Origin of the sequence: Brevibacterium salitolerans (genome assembly GCF_039531405.1) — a bacterium.
In the GTDB taxonomy this organism is placed as follows: domain Bacteria; phylum Actinomycetota; class Actinomycetes; order Actinomycetales; family Brevibacteriaceae; genus Brevibacterium; species Brevibacterium salitolerans.
Genome location: NZ_BAAAPZ010000003.1, coordinates 20,957 through 42,930, shown reverse-complemented (window position 1 = coordinate 42,930; position 21,974 = coordinate 20,957). Strand labels below are relative to the sequence as shown.

Genomic DNA, 21,974 nt, shown 5'->3' with positions numbered 1-21,974 from the left:
GCGCACCCGAGCTTCTGCGCTTCCGGACGGTCAGACCGTCAGCGGGCGATCATCCCGTGCGGGTCGAGGACGAACTTGCGTGCCGCTCCCTCGTCGAACGCGGCGTAGGCGGCCGGGGCGTCGTCGAGCGCGATGGGAGTGGCCTTCACGTTCGCCGCGATGCTCACCTTGTCGTGCAGGATCGCCTGCATGAGACCGCGGTGGTACTTCATGACCGGGCACTGTCCCGTGACGAAGGTGTGGGACTTGGCGAAGCCCAGACCGAACCGCATGGACAGCGAGCCCTCCTGGGCGGCCTTGTCGACGGCACCGGGGTCGCCCGTCACATAGAGGCCGGGGATCCCGAGGCTGCCGCCGGCGCGCGTGATCTCCATGAGGGAGTTGAGCACGGTGGCCGGGGCCTCGGTCGCGGCGTCGCTGCCGTGCCCGCGGGCCTCGAAGCCCACCGCGTCGATGCCGCAGTCCACCTCCGGCACACCGAGGATCTGCTCGATCTGGTCCGCGGGGTTCCCCAGCGAGACGTCCACGGTCTCGCAGCCGAAGCTGCGGGCCTGCTCCAGCCGGTCCGCGTTGAGGTCGCCCACGATGACCACGGCGGCGCCCAGCAGCTGCGCCGAAGTCGCCGCGGCCAGACCCACGGGCCCCGCTCCCGCCACGTAGACCGTGGAGCCCACCGTCACCCCGGCGCCCACCGCACCGTGGAAGCCGGTGGGGAAGATGTCGGAGAGCATCGTGAGGTCAAGGATCTTCTCCATCGCCTGCTCGCGGTCCGGGAACTTCAGCACGTTCCAGTCCGCGTACGGCACGAGCACGTACTCGGCCTGGCCGCCCACCCAGCCGCCCATGTCCACGTAGCCGTAGGCGGAACCGGGACGGTCCGGGTTGACGTTGAGGCAGATCCCCGTCTGCCGCTCCTTGCAGTTGCGGCAGCGCCCGCAGGAGATGTTGAAGGGGACGGAGACGACGTCGCCCACCTTCACGAACTCCACGTCGCGCCCCACCTCGACCACCTCACCGGTGATCTCGTGCCCGAGCACCAGCCCGGCCGGCGCGGTCGTGCGCCCGCGGACCATGTGCTGGTCGGAACCGCAGATGTTGGTCGCGATGGTCCGGAGGATGACGCCGTGGTCCACCTTCCTGCCCACGTTGGCCGGGTTCACGCCTGGCCCGTCCTTGAGCTCGAACTCCGGGTACGGGGTGTCGATGACCTCGACCTTGCCGGGTCCTACGTAGCTGACCGCCTTGTTGCTCACCGTTGAGCCTCCGATCTGGAGATATATCAGTGTGTGGATCAGTGGGATATCCCACCGTCCCGAGCAGTCTGTGCGGCGTGGAAACCCGCTGTCAAGGCTCCCGGGAGGCACGCCGACCCCACTGAGCGGGAGCCCGCGAGAGGCTTCCGCGCGATGCCGCGGATGCGTGCCCGTTCATGCGTCCGCACCGCACGGTTTCCCGCACAGACTCGCGCTTTTCGCGCAGGAACGGATTCTCTACTCTTGCCTGTGAGCAACCGCACCCTCGGCATACGGTGCTCACTCCGGTCGCACGGGCACTGAGGCCCCACGCGCCCACCCCGTCCACCCGCATCCCGGATGCTCGGCACCCGTCCGCTCCTCCCCTCACCGCTCCAGGAGAGTACCTATGGCACCTGCAGTGAACCTGACCCCCAAGACGCGGGGACGCCTCACCGCCTCGCTTCCCGAGGACCGTCTCGCCGAGCTGCGCAGTCTGCTCGACACGCGCAGGAAGGGCTTCTCCCTCGAGGCGCCCTTCTACACGGACCCCGCCGTCTTCACGGCGGACATGGAGGGGATCTTCGGGAATCACTGGGTCTTCGCCGCCAGCGTGGCGGAGGTGCCGGAGCCCGGCGACTACGTGACCGTGGACTACGGCCCGTACTCGCTCATCGTGCTCCGCAACGACGACGGCGGCATCAACGTCCTGCACAACGTCTGCCGGCACCGCGGCGCGCGGGTCCTCACGGAGGACTCCGGCACGACGGGCAACCTCGTCTGTCAGTACCACTCGTGGACCTACAACGCGGAGGGCACCCTCATCCACGCCTCGGCCCCGGGCGAGGCCGACTTCGCCAAGGGCTGCTACAACCTCAAGCGCGCGCACTCCCGCGAGGTCGCCGGGCTCATCTTCGTGTGCCTGGCGGACGAGCCGCCGGAGGACTTCGACGAGGTCGCGAAGATCTTCGAGCCCTACCTGGGACCCCACGAGCTGGCGAAGACCAAGGTCGCCTACCAGCAGAACATCGTGGAGGAGGGCAACTGGAAGCTCGTCATGGAGAACAACCGGGAGTGCTACCACTGCGACGGCCACCCGGAGCTCGCCTGTTCGCTCTTCCCCACCTGGGGCCTCACGGACGGGATCATCCCGAACCACCTCGAGGACGTCTGGCAGCGCAATCTCAATGCGCAGGACGCCCTCGAGGAGCGGTGCAGGCGCTACGGTCTGCCGTACGAGGTGGTCGAGGAGCTGGACACCCGGATCGCCGGGATCCGCATCTCCCGCGAGTCCCTGGACGGGGCGGGCGAGTCCTTCTCCGCCACGGGCCGCCGTCTGTCCAAGAAGCTGCTGGGCGATCTGCGCGACTTCCGCCTGGGCCGCTGCTCCATGCACCTGCAGCCCAACTCCTGGTTCCACTTCCTCTCCGACCACGTCATCACCTTCTCCGCGTTCCCCATCAACGAGCACCAGACGCTGGTCCGCACCACCTGGCTCGTCGCCGACGACGCCGTGGAGGGAGTCGACTACGACCTCGACGAGCTCACCCACACCTGGAAGCAGACGAACCTCCAGGACAAGAACTTCGTCGAACTCTGCCAGCGGGGTGCGGCGAGCCCCGCCTACGAATCCGGCCCGTACATGAAGAGCGAGTACCAGGTGGAGGCATTCATCAGCTGGTACGTGGCTCGGATGCAGGAGCACATGGCATGACGGTGGAGATCTCGACCTCCGCTCTGCCCTTCGCCCAGCGCATCCGCGGCCTGGAGATGCCGTGGAACCGGGTCCTCCAGGCCACCTCGGGCCCTGCCGGTGCCGCCACCGCACTGGGACCCTGGCACCCCCAGGAATTCACCGCCGAGTGCGTGGAGACCGTGCCGGAGGTCGGCGACATGATGACCTTCGTGTTCCGCCGCACGGACGGGGCACCGCTCGCCTTCCGCTCCGGGCAGTATCTGAACATCGCCTTCCCGGTGGACGGGCCGGACGCGGAGCCGGTGGACCGCAGCTACTCCCTCTCCAGCGCGCCCACGCAGCCGTGGACCTTCTCCATCACGGTCAAGCGCGAGGCGGGCGGACGGGTCTCACCGTGGATGCACGAGAACGTGCGGCCGGGCACCGTGCTGGAGATGCTCGGCCCGGTGGGGGCCTTCCACCTGCCGGACGCGGACAGGCGGGCACGGTACCTCTTCCTCGCCGCAGGCTCCGGCATCACCCCACTCATGTCCATGATCCGCACCATCCACACGCTCCCGGGCTCCGCGGACATCGTCATGCTCTACCACGGCGCCGCGCCCGGGACCTTCGCGTTCTCCCGCGAGCTCGAGTACCTCGCCTCCGTCGACTACCGCATCGTCGTCTACTACTCGCTGGGCGACCGCAGCGTGGAGGGCACGTGGGAGGGGATGGTCGGCAGGCTGACCAGCTCCATGATCGAGGAGATCGCCCCTGACGCCAACGGCAGGCACGTCTACGCCTGCGGCCCGGAGGGCTACCTCAATGCCGCGGAGGAGCTGCTGCGCGAGCTGGGCGTGGACGACACCTCGGTGCACATGGAGTTCTTCTCCGGCACCCGCGAGACCAAGCTCGAGTACAAGGAAGAGGTGGCGATGGCCGGGGAGCTGGCCGAGGAGATCGCCGCCTCCGAGGAGCTGCTGGAGGGTCAGCCCGCGGCCTTCGACGTGTACGGCATGGGCCTGAGCACGGATGCGCCCCCGCCCGAGGCCGTGCCGGCGGAGGACGGCGATGCCGAGGCGCCGTTCGACTGGGACGACCCCTCCCCGTCCACCGGGGCACTCCCCCTCGTCGCAGTGGACGGCAGCGGGCTGCTGGCGGAGGACGCGGCCGCCGGCGCGACGGACTCCGCCTCCGCGGAGGAGCAGGCGCCGGCCGATCCGTCCGGCTTCGAGACGGTGGGCGAAGGCGGACTCACGATGTCCTTCATGCGCAGCCGTCTCAACGTGCGCATCGACGAGGGCGAGAACGTCCTCGAGAGGGCCTCCGCTGCAGGCATCCGGATCGCGATGAACTGCAAGGAGGGCATGTGCGGCTCCTGCAAGTCGGTCAAGCTCTCCGGTGAGGTCGAGATGAACCACCAGGGCGGGATCCGCGCACGCGAGATCGACGCGGGCAAGTTCCTCCCCTGCTGCTCCACCGCCCAGTCGGATCTCGTCATCGACGCCTGAGACCGAGGCCGCCCGCAGGAAGGGTGCTGACGCGGAGCCGGCCCGCGGGCGTGCAGCCGAGGCCGTTTGCAGAAGGGTGCCCGCCTCCGTCACGGAGGCGGGCACCCTTCTGCGTATGCCGGGCGGGAGACGAGGCACGCCGCCTCCGGAGTCCCCGGAGGCGGCGTGTGCGGGTGTTCTCGTGTCAGCTGCGCCGGCAGCCGCACCCCGGCCTCAGCGGCGGATGCGTGCCATGCCTGCGTCGTAGACCGGCTCCGCGAGCACCTCTGCCGTGTGCACCCGGCCGAAGCGCATGATGCCGAGCTCCGTGCCCGGTTCGGAGAGCTCGCTCGGCACCCAGGCCAGCCCGATGACCTGCCCGGTGACGTAGCCGAAGTCCGCGCTCGTCACCCAGCCCACGGCGTCGCCCTCGGCTCCCAGCCGGGCAGCTGAGCCCGCGCCGGCCGCGAAGACGGGCGAGCCGGCCTCGGGCCTGCCCGCGTCCATCCGCATGCCGAACGCCACCAGCCTGCGGCCGCGGGACGGCTGCGCGGCCAGCGCCTCCTGACCCAGGAACCCGCCGTCCTTCTCCATGCGGACGGCGAAGCCCAGGCCGGAGTCCTCCGGGGTGTCCTCCCGCGTCATGTCCGAACCCCAGGAGCGGTAGCCCTTCTCCAGCCGGAGGCTGCTGAAGGCGGACCGTCCCGCAGGGATGATGCCGTACTCCGCGCCCGACTCGAAGATCGCATCCCACAGCCGGAGCCCGTGGGCGGCCTCGGTGTAGAGCTCCCAGCCCAGCTCACCCACGTAGCTCACCCGCAGAGCGAGGACCGGCACGCCGGCCACCCTGATCCGAGCGGTGCGGAAGTACCGCAGGCCCTCGTGGCTGATGTCGCCCTCGGTGAGCGGGGAGAGGACATCGCGGGCGTGGGGACCCCACAGTCCGATGCAGCAGGTGGAGGTGGTGATGTCGTCGATCACCACGGAGCCGTCCTCCGGCAGGAGGCGCGAGAGGCGATCGAGATCGAGCGGACCGTTGGCGCCGATGAAGTAGTCGCCCTCGCCCAGCACGGCCACCGTGATGTCCGAGAGGATGCCGCCGTTCTCATCGAGCATGAGCGAATATGTGACGGCACCCGGCTTCTTGCCCACCTTGTTCGAGTTGAGACGCTCGAGGAACTCCTTCGCACCGGCACCGCGCACACGGTAGCGGGTCAGGGAGGACATGTCGTAGGCGGCTACCCGGTTGCGGGTGGCCCAGGCCTCGGCTGCCGCGATGGGCGACCAGTTGGCCTGGTCCCAGGCGTCCCTGCGCGGCACGGCGACCGGGACCGGCGCGGAGAGGTCCTCGCTCAGCGCAGGGTCGTCCAGCGCGAAACCGGAGCGCGCCGCCTCACCGAAGGCCTTGACCGGACGCGAGCAGAACTCCGGGTCGTCGAACAGCGCCGCATTGCCGGCGTGCCACAGAGCCCGCTCCCAGCCGTTGGCCTCGGCCATGTAACCGCCGGCGTCGAGAATCCTGGTGTGGAACGGACTGGTCTTGAGACCGCGCGTGACCAGGGTGGACTGGTGGGAGAACGAGACGTCGTAGACCTCGTCATAGGCCTCGGCGGCCCGTCCGCGGATCCACGCGTCGCTGAGGAGAGCGGGGTCGAACCGGGCGAAGTCGAGCTCATGGGTGTCGAGGCCCGGGTTGCCGCTGACGATCCAGTCCGCCAGGACCTGTGCGCAGCCCGCCGACTGCGTCACCCAGATGGCCTGCGCGGCCCAGAAGCCCTCGAGCTGCGGCGACGGTCCCAGCATGGGGCCGCCGTCCGGCGTGAACGAGAAGACGCCGTTGAACTCGTCCTCGAGCGGGAGGTCCGCGACCGCCGGCAGCACGCGCGCCACCTCGGACCGGCAGAACTCGAAGTCCTCGACGGTGAATGCCCGCTTCGCCGGCTCCTGGCCGGTCTCCAGCAGGTGCGCGGTGTCCGTGAGGTCCTCCGGCGCCACCGGGATGGGCCGGTGCTCATAGGCACCGATCCCGATCCTGTCGCCGAACTCCCGGAAGTAGAGGCCCGAGCCCTGGTGCCGGACCATGGGGCGACCGGCCTGATCGTCCCCGAGGGCGGTGCCGTCCGGCGCGGTGCCGGGCAGCGCGGGCACCGGAGCCGTCCAGGCGAAGCCGTGCTCCATGGGGTGCATGGGCAAACGCAGCCCGCCGAGCTTGCCGAGGAGGTGGCCCCAGATGCCGCCGGTGGCGACGACGACGTCCGCCGGCAGCGTCCGGCGGTTCTCCCCGGTCTCCGCGTCCTCGACGATCACACCGGTCACGCGGGCGTCCGCGGACTCGACGTCGACCACGCGGGTGAGTGCGTGGAACTGTGCGCCGCCGGCTTCTGCGCGCTTGGCCTGGTACTCGACGGCACGGGAGGAGAAGACGACGCCGTCCGTAGGTGTGTGCAGCGCGCCGATGATCTCCGAGACGTCGAGGTCCGGCCAGAGCTCCGCCACCCTCTCCGGGCCGATGAGCTCGGCGGGGACGCCCCAGGCCCGGGCGTACCCGTAGCGGCGACGCAGCTCCTGGAGCTGGCCGTCCGTCGTCGCGATCTCGATGCCGCCCACGCGGTCGAGGAGCTTCCGTCCGTCGAGCTCCAGTCCGTCGAGCTTGTCCAGCGTCCGCTGGGCGAGCTGGCACATGATGCGCGAGCCGTTGGTCTGGAACACGAAGCCGGGTGCGTGTGAGGACGAGCCGCCCGTCTTGTAGAGCGGGCCCTGATCCACGACCGTGACGTCCGTGCAGCCGCGCGAGACGAGCTCGTCCGCCAACGCGGCACCGACGACGCCGGCGCCGATCACGACGATCCGCGCCGCTGGATCGACCGGCTGAGGCTCTCGTGCGGTCACGCGTGAGGGAACCGTGAGGGACGCGCTGGTGGGCGGCGCGCCCGCAGGAGCGCCGGCGGTGGAGGGGGCGGGGACGGTCATGGTGCCTCCTTGCAGATGACTGTGTGCCGAGGGTGGGTTGTGCCGATGGTGGCGGTGAGATGTTCACCCGAGTGGGTTGCACATTGAGCAACAAACGCTTATTGTGCAACCATTCAATCGTCTCTCCACGGACCAGTCAAGAGACGATCCGTGCCGGTTCGAAGAGTTTCAGGAAGGGATCCGGATGGGCATCCAATCCGTCGATCGCGCGATGGAGGCGCTGGAGGTCCTCGCCGCCCTCGGAGAGGCAGGGGTGGGCGATGTCGCCGGCCGGCTGGAGGTGCACAAGTCCACGGCCTCCCGCCTGCTGTCCTCGCTCTCCGATCACGGTCTCGTGGAGCAGCAGGTGCCCGGCGGCGCCTACCGCCTGGGCTTCGGTCTCGTGAGGCTCGCCAGCGCGGTGACCAGCCGGATGGACTTCTCACAGGTGGGGCAGGCCCTGTGCGACGCCACGGCGAAGGAGCTGCATCTGACCAGCAACGTCGCGGTCCTCGACGACGTCTTCGCCGTCAACGTCTCGCAGGCGGTGGGTGACGGGCTCATGGCGCCGCGCCACTACGTGGGCCTGCGGACGCCGGGGCACGCCACGAGCTCCGGCAAGGTGCTGCTGGCCTGGGACGAGGCCGCAGCCCAGCGGGCGGCGGCCGGCGAGCTCGAAGCCCATACGGCGTACACGCTCGTGACCGCAGGCGCGCTGCAGCGCGAGCTCGAGTACGTCCGTCAGCGGGACTGGGCGGCCTCGAACGAGGAGTGGGAGGAGCACGTCACCGCCGTGGCCATTCCGCTGCGACTCCCCTCCGGCGCGGTCGAGGCCGCGCTCACCGTCACCGGTCCGGTCCACAGCCTGCCGCCGGAGTCGTTCGTCCAGACTGCGGAACGCCTGCACGAGCTGGCCGCGGCCTCCGGCAGGTGGGTCTGAGCCGGCTTCAGGTGGGCGGGTCTGAGCAGCAGCCTCCGGCAGATGGGGCTGGCGCTGCTGGCTGCAGGAGGGGCTGGTGGGTCCGAGCAGCGGCCTCAGACGGCCTCCGGCAGATCCTCCGGATAGACGATGTCGATCTCCCGGATGTCCCGCGAGAAGTCCTTGCGGTTGTTCGTGAGAAAGCGATCGGCACCGCCGGCCACTGCAGTTGCGAGGTGTGCAGCATCGGCACCGCGGAGGCCATAGGCGATGGAGAGCGTCAATGCCAGCCGAGCCGTGGCCGCATCACAGGGCAGGAGCGTGAGCCGCCCGAGGAGCCCCAGAAGCACGCGCACTTCAGCGGAATCAGGGTTGTCCCGCATAGGCTTGGCAAGCGTCTCCGTGAGCAGCAGGACTGAGCCGATGCCGGCCGCCGCCGCGCCCGCTTCTGCCGCGAACAGCCTTCTCACCCGGGAACCGAGAGGGTGACCCTTCGACGCCGCATAGATGAGCACATCAGCATCGAACGCCGTTCGCACGCTCATCGCGCAGCACGAGCGGCCCGCACGTCCTCCGCAAGCTCCTCAGCTCGCTGCCGGGTGAGCACCGGCTCAGGGAGAGCCTCCGCAGCCGCACGCTGCAGCATGGCATCAACGCGGTCCGCCTCCGCCCAGGCATCAGCTGCCCTGCGCGTCCTGAGCACGTCCGGATGCACGAGCACGGCGACGACCCGGCCATGTCGGGTGATCGAGACCTCTTCACCGGCCTCGACCAGATCAAGCTGTGCCGGAAGGTTCTGCCGCGCAGCGCTTGCGCTGATAGTGGACATGTACGACATTGTACGCTCCTGTACGTTCGACCGTGCTTCTTGCTGAGAAGAAGTCCGCCACCTGCCTCCGCAGCCGCAGGCTGCAGCCGCAACCGCACTCTGCAGCATGGCATCAACACGGTCCGCCTCCGACCGGCTTTCAGCCCCGCAGCGCCAGCGCGAAGGGCAGCACTGCCTGCGCGCCGGCCAGTCGCAGCTCACGGGCACAGACGGTCATGGTCCAGCGGGAGACCACCACGTCGTCGACGAGGAGCACCACCCGGCCGCGCACAGCCTCGGCCTGTTCCGGGGAGAGCGCATACGCGGCGTGCACATCGCGCAGCCGGAAGGCACTGTTGACGTCAGGACCGCCGTGGTCGCGCACCAGCTGGAGGTCCCCCAGATCCTCGAGCCGACCCGCAGCGGCGAGGTTGGCGGCGAGTGAGCGCACCGTGACAGGACGACGGGTGCTCGGAACCGCGATCACGCAGTCCGGCCGCTGCTGCCAGCGCCAGCCCTTGAGCGTCTGGATGCAGAGCCCGCCGATGTCGTCCGGCACCGGCGCGTCCGGCGCGGTGGGGGCGAGGAACTCCCGCAGCCGCTGCCCCGCGCCCAGATCCGTGAAGCGCGCGATGGCACGCCCCTCCTCCGCGCGCTCCTCCGGCGGGATCTTCCCCTTGAGGCTCACCCCAAGGTTGGCCATGCCCGTGGGCCACTGCCCGCGCACCTCGATGGGCAGACCCACGCCGCCGAGCACCTCGCGGGCGCGGTGGCGCGAATCGTCGCTCACGTGTTCGTCCCACCACTGGGCGTCACAGTTATCGCACCGGCCGCAGTCCTGCGGATCCGGGTCGTCGAGCGCCTCGGTGAGGAAGCGCATGCGGCAGGTGGTCGCGGACTCGTAGTCCAGCATGGCCTGCGCCTCCGCTCGCCGCACCTGGGCCACGTGTGCGTAGCGCTCCGCATCGTAGTGCCAGCCGGCGCCGGTCGATTCGTAGCCGCCGCGCACCCGCCGCACCGCGCCGTCGACGCTCAGCGTCTTCAGCAGCAGTTCGAGACGGCCGCGGCGCACGCCCACGCGCGTCTCCAGCGCCGGGACGGAGAGCACGCCCTCCGCGTCCAGTGCGGCCAGCACCCCGCGCGCGTCCTCCTCCGCGGGCATGGACGCCGTAGCGAAGTACTCCCAGATGTCCTTGTCCTCCGCGCCCGGCAGGAGCAGCACGTCCGCCGAGGCCGCCGCACGGCCGGCACGGCCCACCTGCTGGTAGTAGGCCACGGGTGAGGAGGGCGCACCCAGGTGGATGACGAAGCCCAGGTCCGGCTTGTCGAAGCCCATACCCAGGGCCGAGGTCGCGACGAGCGCCTTGAGCTCGTTGTCCTTGAGCGCCTGCTCCAGCCGCTCGCGCTCCTCCGGATCCGTGCCGCCGGTGTAGGTCGCCACGTCCCAGCCCGCGTCCCTGAGCGCCCGCGTGGTGTCCTCAGCGGCGGAGACCGTGAGGGTGTAGATGATGCCGGAGCCCCAGAAATCGCCCAGGTGCTCGGACAGCCAGGCCAGGCGCACGGTGGGCGGACGCACCGGGGAGACGCCCAGCCGCAGGGAATCACGCGCGAGCCTGCCGCGGATCACGAGGGTGTCGTCGCCCAACTGCTCCGCCACGTCCGCGACGACGCGGGAGTTCGCAGTGGCGGTGGTCGCCAGCACCGGCGTCTGTGCGGGGAGCTCGCGGATCATCGAGCCTATCCGCCGGTAGTCCGGGCGGAAGTCGTGTCCCCAGTCGGAGATGCAGTGCGCCTCGTCCACGACGATCATGCCGATGGACGCGAGCAGATCCGGCAGCACGGTGTCCCGGAAGGAGGGGTTGGTCAGGCGCTCCGGCGACACGAGGAGGACGTCGACGATGCCGGCGCGCAGATCCTCCTGCACGGAGTCCCACTCCGCGGCATTGGCGGAGTTCAGCGTCCGTGCGACCACACCGGCGCGTGCGGCGGCCCCCACCTGGTCGCGCATGAGCGCGAGCAGCGGTGAGACGATGAGCGACGGACCGCGGCCGGCCTGCCGCATGAGCTTGGCTGCCAGGAAGTAGACCGCGGACTTGCCCCAGCCGGTCCGCTGCACCACCAGCACGCGGCTGCGGCGGGCGACCAGCGCCTCGATCGCCTCGTACTGACCGTCCCGCAGCTGTGCATCCGCTCTGCCGGTGAGGTGCGTGAGCAGCCGCGTCGCCTCTGCGTGCAGCGAGCTCTCCGGTGCGCTCTGGCCGCCAGGCACACCCTGGTCTCCCAGCGCGTCCCGCCCATCCGGCACGCCCAGTGCGTCCCTGCCGCCCTGCATGTCCTGCGCGTCCTGCATGTCCACCCTGCTCACCTCGGCCTCGGTCGGTTTCCGGTGTCCGGCGTCCGAGAGCGGCACCCGGTCTCCGGTAGTCTGCCCACCACTCTAGGAGGACCCACGGACATGGCGGGTTCGCGCCCTGCGGGGACGACTCCGCGTACACAGCGCAGTGCGAACTCGTCACGGCGAACGGCGGCTGCACCGGCAGCTGCAGAAGGAGGAGCACCATGAGGCTCTGGACAGTGCACCCCCGGCATCTCGACCGGCAGGGTCTGCTCGCATGCTGGCGGGAGAGCCTGCTGGCCCAGGCCGTACTGCACGACCCGAGCCGCGGCTACAGCCGCCATCCGCAGCTGATCCGCTTCCGCGCGCATTCCGATCCGGCCGCGGCCATCCGCGCGTTCCTCCTGGGGCTCCAGATGGAGGCGACGGTACGGGGCTACCGCTTCGACGCCTCCCGGATCCTCGATGCGGACGAACTGACCGCGCAGCTCCCCGCGACGGACGGCCAGCTCGCGTTCGAATGGCAGCACCTCATGGCGAAGCTCCACCACCGCAGCCCCGCCCTCGCACAGCGGTGGAGCGGGATCGAACTGCCGGAGGCCCACCCCGTCTTCAGCATCGTCCCCGGTCCCGTGGAGTCCTGGGAACGCGGTGCACCAGCCGAAAGCACAGGACCCACAGACGCCGGCGTCTCTACCTCCAACAGCAGCAGCTGAGGGAAGTCCTCGAGGACTTCGTCCACCGAAACACCCTCGGCGAGGAGTCCCAGCACATCGCCCACGCGCATGCGAGTCCCGCGCACCACCGGACGTCAGTGGGCAACCGCAGGATCGACGACGATTCGCTCGTGCAGATTCATGTCCCCATGGCATCTGTGTGTGATCGGCAGCGGAATGACCGGTCACGGCATCAGGCATCGCGCATCGCGGGCCGTCAAGTCCCACCACCGGCACCGCATCGTGACCTCGCATGACGAGCCCGTTGACGGTGCCGAGGACTCCACTGCTATGATCAGCAACACAATGTTCCGGGGACGGTGAGATTCCGTACCGGCGGTGACAGTCCGCGACCCGGCTCCGCTCTCACGGGCGGATCCGGCTGATTCGGTGAAATTCCGAGACCGACAGTGAAAGTCTGGATGGGAGGAACATCGTGATCGCTCAGCGCACCCGCGCAGATCACGGTCGGCAGTCCGTTCGGCTCGCCGCACCCTGATCAACGGCGACGGCGCGCGGCACCCGCCGCGCAGCACCTCCCATGCATCCCGGCCGAGGGATCGGGAGGGATGGATGAGCCGCACGCCGCAGCCTCATTCCACTGCCGCGCTGGAACGCGCCATGAATGCCGCGCTCTCCGCCGCGCTCCGCGGCCCACGAGGGGCGAATCCGCTGGTGGGGGCCTCCGTCCTCGCCGCTGACGGCACACTCGTCACCGGCCACCACGCCGGCGCGGGCACGCCGCACGCAGAGGTCGAGGCCGTCCGCGCCGCGCATGCCGCCGGCATCGACCTCACGACGGCGACGATGTGCGTGACCCTCGAACCGTGCACACACCACGGCCGCACCGGCCCGTGTGCACAGCTCCTCCTGGAGGCCGGAGTGCCCGAGGTCGTGATCGCCCGGAAGGACCCCAACCCCGGCGCCGCCGGCGGCATCGCGGTGCTGGAATCCGCGGGGGTGCGTGTGCGCACCGGCCTGCTCGAGGACCGCGCCACCGCCCTCAACGACAGATGGCTCAGCGCCGTGGAGCAGTCCCGCCCCTTCGTCACGCTCAAGCTCGCCCAGAGCCTCGACGGCAGGATCGCCGCGGCCGACGGCACCTCGCAGTGGATCACCTCACCCGCCTCGCGGGAGCGCGTGCACCGCCTGCGCGCCCTGGCCGACGGCGTCGTCGTGGGCACGGGCACCGCGCTGGCTGACGACCCCCGCCTCACCGCACGCATCGCCGCACGCGCCGGCACGGACGGGAGCCCGCACGACAGCACCGGCCTGCACTCCCGCACGGGCGGGAACACAGAGGAGGACACGCCCGCCTCCCAGCCCGTCCCGGTGGTCGTGGGTCTGCGCGCACCGGCCCCGAACTCGCACCTGGCCCGGAATCCGCGCACGGTGCATCTGCGCACCCGCGATCCCCTGGCAGCCCTGCAGGACCTGCACGCCCGAGGCCTCGAACACGTGCTCGTGGAAGGAGGCGCAGGCCTGGCAGGAGCGCTCGTCCGTGCTGACCTCGTCGACAGCCTCGAGGTCCACCTCGCTCCTGTGCTGCTGGGCGAGGGACGCCCTGCGCTCGCGGGGCTGGGCGTCTCCACCCTCGCCGAGGCCGTCCGCTGGCTGCCTGATCCCGCGGCGGACTGGGACACCGCCCCGCCTGCCGCTGCCACGGACACCGTGCTCCGGCTCGTTCCCGCAGCTCGGGATCGCGGCAGCAGCACACCGGACCACGCTCCTCACACCGGCACCGCTCCGCCCGGTCCCGGCGTCGCAGCCCCGGAGGCAGTTCCCGCAGCCTCGGCTCCCGCGGCCTCGGCCGCCCCGCACTCCCCCAGGAAGGACTGACACATGTTCACCGGAATCATCGAAGAGAAGGGGACCGTCACGTCCCTCACCCGCACCGAGCACGGCTCTGCGATCCTCATCATCCGTGCCGGCGCCGTGCTCGCCGGGCTGCCGGAGGGCGGCTCACTCGCCGTCAACGGCGTCTGCCTCACCCAGGCCGCGGCCGAGGCGAACGCGGCTCCGGCGGCCACCACGGCCTCGGCTGCGGAGCAGGTTCCCCCGGAGGCGCCCGGGGCCGGCCCGGCACCGAGCCCTGACACAGGATCCGCCCCGGAGGCGGCCACCGAGTTCCGCGCGCACGTCATGGGAGAGACGCTCGACCGCACGACGATCGGCACCCTGGCACCCGGCGACACCGTCAACCTGGAACGCTGCCCGCGCGCCGGCGACCGCTTCGACGGCCACATCGTGCAGGGCCACGTGGACGGCACCGGCGAGGTGCTCGCCAAGGAGGACCTGGGCGACTGGGTCCGCCTGCGGGTGAGTCTGCCCGCCCGCCTGGCGCCCTTCACCGCGGAGAAGGGCTCGATCGCCCTCGACGGCATCTCACTCACCCTCACCGCCGTGAGCCCGCCGGCCACCCAGCCGCACTGGGTCGAGGTGGGGCTCATCCCCGCCACCCTCGCCGCCACGCGCATGGGAGACATCCGCCCCGGCGACCCGGTGAACATCGAGGTGGACGTGATGGCGAAGTACGCCGCCCGCCTCGCGGAGTTCGACCGCCCGGCGGGCTCGCACCCCGCCACGACCAGCGGGGACGCCTCGCACACGCACGAAGGAGCACACGCATGATCCGCCTCGACAGCATCGACGCCGCCCTCGCCTCGCTCCGGGACGGCCGCCCCGTAGTGGTCGTCGACGACGAGGACCGCGAGAACGAGGGCGACCTCATCCTGCCCGCCGGCACGACCACCCCGGAGTGGATGGGCTTCGTGGTGCGGCACACCTCGGGAGTGGTCTGTGCCCCCATGCCCGCGGCTCGCGCCCGCGCCCTGGAGCTGCCGCCCATGACCGCGGTCAACGAGGACGCCAAGGGCACCGCCTACACCGTCTCCTGTGATGCGCGCGAGGGCGTGAGCACCGGCATCTCCGCGGCTGACAGGACCGTGACGGTCCACGCACTGGCGGCGGGCACACCGGATCCCCGCGCGATCACCCGCCCCGGCCACGTCTTTCCGCTCATCGCCCGCGACGGCGGCGTGCGGGAGCGCGCCGGCCACACGGAGGCCGGCGTGGAGCTGTGCCGGCTCGCGGATCTGGGCGAGGTCGCGGTGATCGCGGAGCTCGTCCACGACGCCGGTGACATGATGCGCGCACCCGCGCTGCGGGAGTTCGCGGACGACCACGGGCTCACGATGATCTCGATCGCAGATCTCATCGCCTGGCTGGAGGCGCGCGAGGCCGGGCGGGCAGATGCCGAGGTACCGGCTGCTCGCGAGGCCGCACCCTCCGCAGACCCGCAGGCAGGCGCAGACTCGCGGATCGCCGCAGGCGAGCAGGCTGCTGCCCGGGAACCGGCCAGTGCCTTCGACCATGCCGCCGCCGAGGTGGCGGGCACCGAGCCGATCGCGCTCCCCACCCCCTATGGCACCTTCACCACGCGCGCGTGGCGCGCGCTGGACGGGGCCGGAGCTCCCACGGGGCCGGAGCATCTCACCCTGGTCAGCCCGGGAACCGGCGCACCTGCGGGTGCAGCCTCGGGTGCCGGCGCAGGCGCAGCTGCGGATCCGACGGCTCTGCTGCCGGGCGCGGTGCGCGGGGCAGGCACGGCAGCGGAGGCGGCCTCGGGCACAGGGGCATCTGCAGGCACCGCGCCGCTGGTCCGGGTGCACTCGGAATGCCTCACCGGCGACGTCCTGGGCTCGCACCGCTGCGACTGCGGGGAGCAGCTCACAGCCTCGCTGCGGATGATCGCGGAGCGCGGCGGCGTGCTCGTGTACATGCGCGGGCACGAAGGGCGCGGGATCGGGCTGTGGGAGAAGCTGCGGGCCTATGCGCTGCAGGATTCCGGCGCGGACACCGTCGAGGCGAACCTCCGCCTGGGCCATCCGGCCGATGCCCGCGACTACCGCGACGCCGCCGCGATCCTCCGGGAGCTGGGGGCGAGCACCGGCATCCGCCTCCTCACCAACAACCCGGCGAAGATCGCGGGCCTGCGCGCGCTGGGCATCGAGGTGGTGGAGCGGGTTCCCGTCGAGGTCCCCAGCCGCGAGGAGAACGCCCGCTACCTGGCGACCAAGCGGGACAGGATGCAGCACCTCCTGGGCGGTTCCGTGCTGCCTTCCAGCGCTCAGCCGTCTGCGATGCAGCCGCCCAGCAACCAGCCGTCTGCGACGCAGCCGCCTCGCACCCAGCCGCCCGGCGCGCTCACCTGCGCCTGACAGGTCTCGCTCGCGCACCGACCGGTCACCGCGTGGTCCTCCGGGCACTGCGCTGACCTCCGGGGCAGAGCAGGACAGCCCGCGCGGACGTACCCGCGCACCTCCCCGGCGGCATCCCACCGCCTCCCCACACCCCCCCCAGCAGAAGGAACAGACACCCATGGCACACCACGGAGCACCCACCACCGCCCTCTCCCCCACCGACCCGACGTCCCCGGAGGACTCACTCAGCGATCTGCGGCTGGCCGTCGTGGCCGCCTCCTGGCATGAGACCGTCATGGACGGCCTGCTCGCCGGCGCACGGAGGGCGGCTGCGGACGCCGGCATCGAACCGCACATCGTCCGCGCGCCCGGCAGCTTCGAGCTGCCGGTGGTGGCGGCGGAGCTCGCACGGCGCTTCGACGCCGTGGTGGCGCTGGGAGTGGTGATCCGCGGAGGCACCCCGCACTTCGACTACGTCTGCTCTGCCGCGACCGAGGGGCTCGGCCGCGTGGCCCTGGACTCCGGCACACCGGTGGGCTTCGGGCTCCTCACCTGTGACGACGATGCGCAGGCCCTGAACCGCGCGGGCCTCGCGGATCGCGGGGACGGACAGCCGTCCGCCGAGGACAAGGGCTATGAGGCAACGGCCGCGGCCCTGGAGACGGCCGCCGTGCTGCGCCGGGAGAGGCGCACGGCAGGGAACTGAACTGGGGAGGTCTGCCGGGCCAGGCGGCCTGGCGAGGGCAGGACCGCCGCCGAGGCCGGGGCTGGACCTGGGCCGGTCCGGCCGGGGCAGGGAAGGGTGGGGTCGTGAGGCAGTGAGGGGCACTGAGCCGCCCGCGCAGGCCTGCCGCTCAGTCCCGCCGCTCTTCCGCGTCCGGGTCCGGGTCCGCGTTCGAGTCCGCGTCCGGCTCCGGCTCCGCGAGGATGCGCGCGGCACCCTCGACGTGCGCCAGGACCTCGAGGCTCACACGCGCTCCCACACGGATGACGGAGTAGCTGCCGTTGGACTCCATGATGATGCCGCGCACCTCGGCCGGATGGGCGATGCCGGCCCGGCGCATGGCGGAGTGGAGGTCCGCAGGGGAGGTGTGCGTGCGGCGGCAGGCCTCCTCGAGAGGGGCGCCGTGCGCGAACACCGCGATGGGACCGGCGCTGATCAGACGTTTGGCCTGCCACGTCCGCTCCACCGCCCCGAAGACGGCCTCCATGAGCATGAGCGTGCACAGGCCGACGACGCCCGCAGCGACGGTGGGCGGATGGCCCAGGACCACGCGCCCGGCGACCGCCCCGAACATCACGAACACGACGGCGTCGAACCCGCTCGTCACCGTGAGCACACGCGGGCCGAAGAGGCGCACGAGCAGGAGGAACACGAGGTAGATGACCACCGCGGAGAGCACCACCACCGGTACCCGATAGGGCTCCATGCCCACGTGCTCGAGCAGATAGGCGCCCCAGCCCTCCTCCGGCTGCATCGCAGGCGTTCTCCCTTCTCCGTGCCCCGCCTCCCGGAAGGCACGGTGCACTGCTCCGCGCTCTCCGGCAGTTCCGGCAGTTCCGGCAGTTCCGGCAGTTCCGGCAGTTCCGGCAGTTCCGGCAGTTCCGGCAGTTCCGGCAGTTCCGGCAGTTCCGGCAGAAGCCTACGCCGCAGGCGCCCGACCGCTGGGCGCGGGGCGCGGGGCGGCCGGCCGCTCGGCGCCCAGCGCGGGGGCTGCGTGCTGAGTGCGGACCTGCGCGGAACGACCGCCGCCCTCCCCGTACGGCGGCGGGGAGGGCGGAGGCGCGCGGACAGTCCTATGCCGCGTAGGCGTAGCGCTCCGGCTCAGCATCGAACCGAGGCCCGCAGGCAGCGCAGCAGAACCAGTAGCGCTGCCCCTCGTAGTCGCGGTAGAGTCCGGCGGCCTCGGCGTCGGCCTTCACGACCGGTGTGCCGGCCATGACCTGGCACTCGGCCATCTCCTCGGCCGGGGTCTGTGCGAGGGCGGCGGCGCTGGGCGCGTGTCCGCAGCAGCTGCCCGCTCCTGCGGATGCGTCGGTCAGGTTCAGATCCTCGTGTGCAGTCATCAGTGGTTCCTTTCGCCGGTGGTGTCGGTGTGCAGTGTGTCGATATGCGGCATAGCGGTGTGCTGCCAAGTGATGCACAGCAGGCGGCACTCAGGCCGTCTGCGGCTCGCGGGCCTGTGGCGGCACGGTGTCCGCCTGCAGGGTCCGCTCGTCCGCGCGGGCCCTGAAGGTGCGCAGCCGGAGGCTGTTCGAGACGACGAACACGCTGGACAGGGCCATCGCCGCACCCGCGAGCATGGGGTTGAGCAGCCCGAACGCGGCCAGCGGGATCGCCGCCGTGTTGTAGGCGAACGCCCAGAACAGGTTGGTCCTGATCGTGCCCAGCGTCTTCCGCGAGAGCCGGATCGCGTCCGCCGCCGCCCGCAGGTCGCCGCGCACCAGGGTGATGTCCGCGGCCTCGATGGCGACATCCGTGCCGGTGCCCATCGCCAGCCCCAGGTCCGCCTGTGCGAGGGCGGGGGCGTCATTGACGCCGTCTCCCACCATCGCCACGACCTTCCCCTCGTCCTGCAGGCGGGTGACGACGTCGACCTTGTCCCCGGGCAGCACCTCGGCGATGACCTGAGAGATGCCGACCTCGGCGGCGACCTGCTCCGCCACGGCCCGGTTGTCTCCCGTCAGCAGCACCGGGGTAAGACCCAGCTCGGTGAACTGGGCGACGGCCTCGGCGCTGGTGGCCTTGATCCGGTCGGAGACGACCAGCACGCCCTGCGCGGCACCGTCCCAACCGACTGCGATCGCGGTCCTGCCTGCCGCCTCGGCGGTCTGCTTGGCGGTCCGGAGATCCTCGTCGAGACGGATGGACCAGTCCTCCAGCAGGGACTCGCGTCCGGCAACGACGGCATGGCCGGCGACGACGCCCTGCACGCCCTTGCCCTCGACATTGCCGAACGACTCCGGTGTGGGCAGCTCTCCCACCTCGCCTGCGGCCCCGGCGGCGATGGCCTGCGCGATGGGGTGCTCCGAATAGCCCTCCAGCCCGCCGGCCACCCGCAGCAGCTCGGCACGGTCCGTGCCCGCGGCGGGAATGACCTCCGTGAGCGTCATCCTGCCGGTGGTGACGGTGCCGGTCTTGTCGAGCACGATGGTGTCGACCCGCTTGGTGGACTCCAGCACCTCAGGCCCCTTGATGAGCACGCCCATCTGCGCGCCGCGGCCCGTGCCCACCAGCAGGGCGGTGGGGGTGGCGAGGCCCAGTGCGCAGGGGCAGGCGATGATGAGCACCGCGACCGCGGCCGTGAAGCCGGCGGAGAGCGGGAAGCCCGCACCGATCCACGCGCCCAGGGTGGCGACGGCGACGGCGATCGCGATGGGCACGAACACGCCGGAGACGCGATCCGCCAGCCGCTGGATCTCGGCCTTGCCCGACTGTGCGTCCTCGACCATCTGCGCCATCTGCGCGAGCTGCGTGTCGGTCCCCACCCGGGTGGCCTTCACGACCAGGCGTCCGCCGGCATTCACCGTGGCGCCGGTGACGGTGTCGCCCTCCCCCACCTCGACCGGCACGGACTCGCCGGTGAGCATCGAGGCGTCGATCGCGGAGCTGCCCGAGGTGACCACGCCGTCGGTGGCGATCTTCTCACCGGGCCGCACGACGAACTCGTCGCCCACCGCGAGCTCGTCGATGGAGACGCGCTGCTCCACGCCGCCCCGGAGGACGGTGACCTCCTTGGCGCCGAGCTCCAGCAGGGCGCGCAGTGCGGCTCCCGCGCGGCGCTTGGAGCGCTTCTCGAAGTAGCGGCCCATGAGGATGAACGTGATCACCCCGGCCGCGACCTCGAGGTAGATGTGCCCCATCCCGTCCGAGGGCGAGATGGTCAGCTCGAAGGGGTGCACCACGCCGCGGTCCCCGGCAGTGCCGAAGAAGAGGGCGACGAGCGACCAGAGCATCGCCGCCGTGGTGCCGACGGAGATGAGGGTGTCCATCGTCGCCTCGCCGTGGCGCAGGTTCATCCAGGCGGCACGGTGGAACGGCCAGCCCGCCCACACCACGACGGGCGCGGCGAGGACGAGGGAGGCGAAGCCCCAGTAGTCGAACTGCAGCGCGGGGATCATCGCCATCGCGATGACGGGCACCGCCAGGACGGCCGCACCGATGAGGCGCTGCCGCAGGGACCGCAGCTCGGCGTCCTCGCGGGATTCGCCCTCCTCGCCGTCGCCGGCCTCGCCCGCGCTGTTCTTGGGAACGGGGAGCTCAGCGGTGTAGCCGGTCTTCTCCACCTCCGCGATGAGCAGCTGCGGATCGTAGTCCGCGGGCACGGTGACGCTGGCCTTCTCCGTCGCGTAGTTCACGCTCGCGCTCACGCCGTCGAGCTTGTTGAGCTTCCTCTCGATCCTGTTGGCGCAGGAAGCGCACGTCATGCCGCCGATCTGCAGCTCGATGCCCGTGCCGTCCGCAGTGGTGTGCTCAGCCGTGCTCATGTCCGCTCCCCTCCTCGTGCTCCGTCTCGTCCTGGGTGCTTCCATGCTGGGTGGTCTCGTCCTGCGCAGGCGTGCTCTTGGCGGGCGCCTCACCGGCCGTCGCCGTGTCCAGCACGAGCGGGGCGGTGTGGACCTGTCCGTCCACCTGGAAGTCCAGGTAGAGCAGGTACCGGCCCTCGGTGGGGGCATTCGCCTCGAAGACGATCTCCGGGCCCGAGGTCTCGCCCGGCTCCGGCGCATCGCCGTGCGGGTGGACGTGCAGGTAGGCGAGGTCCCCGTCGCGCAGGGCGACCAGGTGCCCGAACGCACCCAGGTACGGTTCCAGCGCAGTGACCGGTTCGCCCTCCCGGGTGACCGTCATCGTGAGCTCCGAGCTCTCGCCCGCCACGAGGTCACCGGCGACGGAGACGGTGTAGCCGTCGACCTCGGTCTCCGTCACCGCCCCCTTCGCGGGTGCCGGGGCGACGTCACCGGCGACCTGGACCGTGGTCGAGAGGGTGAGTCCTTCCTCGGCGCCTCCGGGAACGAAGTCGGTGAAGACCCGGTAGGAGCCTGCGGCCTCCCACTCCCAGGGGATCGACCAGGTGCCGTCCTCGTCCCGCTCGGGATGGACGTGGCGGAAGTGCTGCCCGTCGGAGCGGACCACGATCAGGTGCAGCTCCTTCTCGTGCTCCGGTTCGTAGTCCGTGACGGTGCCCCCGTCAGGGCCGGTGACCGTCAGTGCCAGCTCCCCGGCCTCACCGGTCTCGGCGGGGGCCGTGACGCCGGTGAGCCGGTAGCCGTCCTGCTCCAGCCCGAGGCCCGGGGAGGCGGCGCCTCCGGCCTCATGGCCCGCGTGCGCATCGTCGTCCGTCATGGCCTGTCCTCCTGTGTGCTCGCCCCCGGCCGCGTGGCCGCCCTCGGCGGACTCCTCCGCCCAGGCCCGCACGGTGTCCTCGGGAACCACCGCGTGCGCCGTGAACGCGGCGACCGCGAACACCGCCACGAGGACGAGCCCGTACAGACCGAGCCGTACTGGTGCCTTCATCTGAACTCCTTCGCCGCGTGCTGACCACTCCAACATATACCCCCTGGGGGTATATTTCAATGGTGTGTGTGCTCGTGGTCACCATGCTCACCTCCTCCCCGCCGGAACCCGCCCCTCCCGCGGTGCCGCACGT

Annotated in this window: 17 protein-coding genes and 1 riboswitch; of the genes, 8 read left to right on the top strand and 9 right to left on the bottom strand. The window is 71.1% G+C overall.

The annotated features are described in order from the left end of the window. Positions 1-38: 38 nt before the first annotated feature. Positions 39-1,253: a formaldehyde dehydrogenase, glutathione-independent gene (gene fdhA, locus ABD240_RS04865; RefSeq protein ID WP_344335722.1), complete on the bottom strand. Its 1,215-nt coding sequence runs from the start codon at positions 1,251-1,253 to the stop codon at positions 39-41. A 388-nt stretch (positions 1,254-1,641) separates the two neighbouring features. Between fdhA and ABD240_RS04860 the strand changes: the two genes are divergently transcribed. Next, positions 1,642-2,946: an aromatic ring-hydroxylating oxygenase subunit alpha gene (locus ABD240_RS04860; protein ID WP_291791299.1), complete on the top strand. Its 1,305-nt coding sequence runs from the start codon at positions 1,642-1,644 to the stop codon at positions 2,944-2,946. Then, the gene (locus ABD240_RS04855; protein WP_344335718.1) at positions 2,943-4,418 is read left to right on the top strand and encodes a ferredoxin reductase; all 1,476 of its coding nucleotides are present in this window, start codon (positions 2,943-2,945) and stop codon (positions 4,416-4,418) included. Before ABD240_RS04860 ends, ABD240_RS04855 begins: the two co-directional genes overlap by 4 nt. Before the next feature lie 213 nt (positions 4,419-4,631). On the opposite strand, the gene ABD240_RS04850 is transcribed toward ABD240_RS04855, so the two are convergent. Then, the gene (locus tag ABD240_RS04850; protein WP_344335716.1) at positions 4,632-7,367 is read right to left on the bottom strand and encodes a GcvT family protein; all 2,736 of its coding nucleotides are present in this window, start codon (positions 7,365-7,367) and stop codon (positions 4,632-4,634) included. A 184-nt stretch (positions 7,368-7,551) separates the two neighbouring features. On the opposite strand from ABD240_RS04850, the gene ABD240_RS04845 reads away from it, so the two are divergent. After that, positions 7,552-8,286, top strand: a complete 735-nt coding sequence (locus tag ABD240_RS04845; RefSeq protein WP_291791308.1) for an IclR family transcriptional regulator — start codon at positions 7,552-7,554, stop codon at positions 8,284-8,286. Positions 8,287-8,381: 95 nt separating this feature from the next. On the opposite strand, the gene ABD240_RS04840 is transcribed toward ABD240_RS04845, so the two are convergent. The 3 genes from ABD240_RS04840 to ABD240_RS04830 all read right to left on the bottom strand — a co-directional run bounded on the left by ABD240_RS04840 (position 8,382) and on the right by ABD240_RS04830 (position 11,423). After that, on the bottom strand, positions 8,382-8,810 hold the full coding sequence (locus tag ABD240_RS04840; RefSeq protein ID WP_291791311.1) for a type II toxin-antitoxin system VapC family toxin: 429 nt from the start codon (positions 8,808-8,810) through the stop codon (positions 8,382-8,384). After that, positions 8,807-9,094, bottom strand: a complete 288-nt coding sequence (locus ABD240_RS04835) for a type II toxin-antitoxin system Phd/YefM family antitoxin (RefSeq protein ID WP_291791314.1) — start codon at positions 9,092-9,094, stop codon at positions 8,807-8,809. The genes ABD240_RS04840 and ABD240_RS04835 overlap by 4 nt, the downstream gene beginning before the upstream one ends. Positions 9,095-9,233: 139 nt before the next feature. Next, positions 9,234-11,423, bottom strand: coding sequence for a RecQ family ATP-dependent DNA helicase (locus ABD240_RS04830; RefSeq protein WP_344336062.1), 2,190 nt, complete (start codon positions 11,421-11,423; stop codon positions 9,234-9,236). Between the two features lie 209 nt (positions 11,424-11,632). Here ABD240_RS04830 and ABD240_RS04825 point away from each other — a divergent pair, with 209 nt between their 5' ends. The 5 genes from ABD240_RS04825 (at position 11,633) to ribH (ending at position 17,032) form a co-directional block, all read left to right on the top strand. After that, positions 11,633-12,124 (top strand): pyrimidine dimer DNA glycosylase/endonuclease V, encoded by a 492-nt coding sequence (locus ABD240_RS04825; protein WP_291791316.1) that lies wholly within the window; start codon positions 11,633-11,635, stop codon positions 12,122-12,124. 303 nt (positions 12,125-12,427) lie between these two features. Then, positions 12,428-12,562, top strand: a riboswitch (FMN riboswitch). 135 nt (positions 12,563-12,697) lie between these two features. Further along, positions 12,698-13,963, top strand: coding sequence for a bifunctional diaminohydroxyphosphoribosylaminopyrimidine deaminase/5-amino-6-(5-phosphoribosylamino)uracil reductase RibD (gene ribD, locus ABD240_RS04820; protein WP_344335711.1), 1,266 nt, complete (start codon positions 12,698-12,700; stop codon positions 13,961-13,963). A 3-nt stretch (positions 13,964-13,966) separates the two neighbouring features. Then, positions 13,967-14,755: a riboflavin synthase gene (locus ABD240_RS04815; protein ID WP_291791322.1), complete on the top strand. Its 789-nt coding sequence runs from the start codon at positions 13,967-13,969 to the stop codon at positions 14,753-14,755. Further along, positions 14,752-16,344, top strand: a complete 1,593-nt coding sequence (ribB, locus tag ABD240_RS04810) for a 3,4-dihydroxy-2-butanone-4-phosphate synthase (RefSeq protein WP_291791324.1) — start codon at positions 14,752-14,754, stop codon at positions 16,342-16,344. The genes ABD240_RS04815 and ribB overlap by 4 nt, the downstream gene beginning before the upstream one ends. Before the next feature lie 160 nt (positions 16,345-16,504). Then, a complete protein-coding gene (gene ribH / locus ABD240_RS04805; protein WP_344335705.1) occupies positions 16,505-17,032 on the top strand; it encodes a 6,7-dimethyl-8-ribityllumazine synthase in 528 nt (175 codons plus the stop codon). A gap of 148 nt (positions 17,033-17,180) precedes the next feature. On the opposite strand, the gene ABD240_RS04800 is transcribed toward ribH, so the two are convergent. The 4 genes from ABD240_RS04800 to ABD240_RS04785 form a co-directional block, all read right to left on the bottom strand. Next, positions 17,181-17,804 (bottom strand): DUF421 domain-containing protein, encoded by a 624-nt coding sequence (locus ABD240_RS04800; protein ID WP_344335702.1) that lies wholly within the window; start codon positions 17,802-17,804, stop codon positions 17,181-17,183. 319 nt (positions 17,805-18,123) lie between these two features. Then, positions 18,124-18,393, bottom strand: a complete 270-nt coding sequence (locus tag ABD240_RS04795) for a YHS domain-containing protein (RefSeq protein ID WP_291794888.1) — start codon at positions 18,391-18,393, stop codon at positions 18,124-18,126. A 90-nt stretch (positions 18,394-18,483) separates the two neighbouring features. Continuing rightward, positions 18,484-20,814, bottom strand: coding sequence for a heavy metal translocating P-type ATPase (locus ABD240_RS04790; protein ID WP_344335698.1), 2,331 nt, complete (start codon positions 20,812-20,814; stop codon positions 18,484-18,486). Further along, complete coding sequence (locus tag ABD240_RS04785; protein WP_344335695.1) at positions 20,801-21,841, bottom strand: heavy-metal-associated domain-containing protein; 1,041 nt, start codon at positions 21,839-21,841, stop codon at positions 20,801-20,803. The genes ABD240_RS04790 and ABD240_RS04785 overlap by 14 nt, the downstream gene beginning before the upstream one ends. Positions 21,842-21,974: the final 133 nt, after the last annotated feature.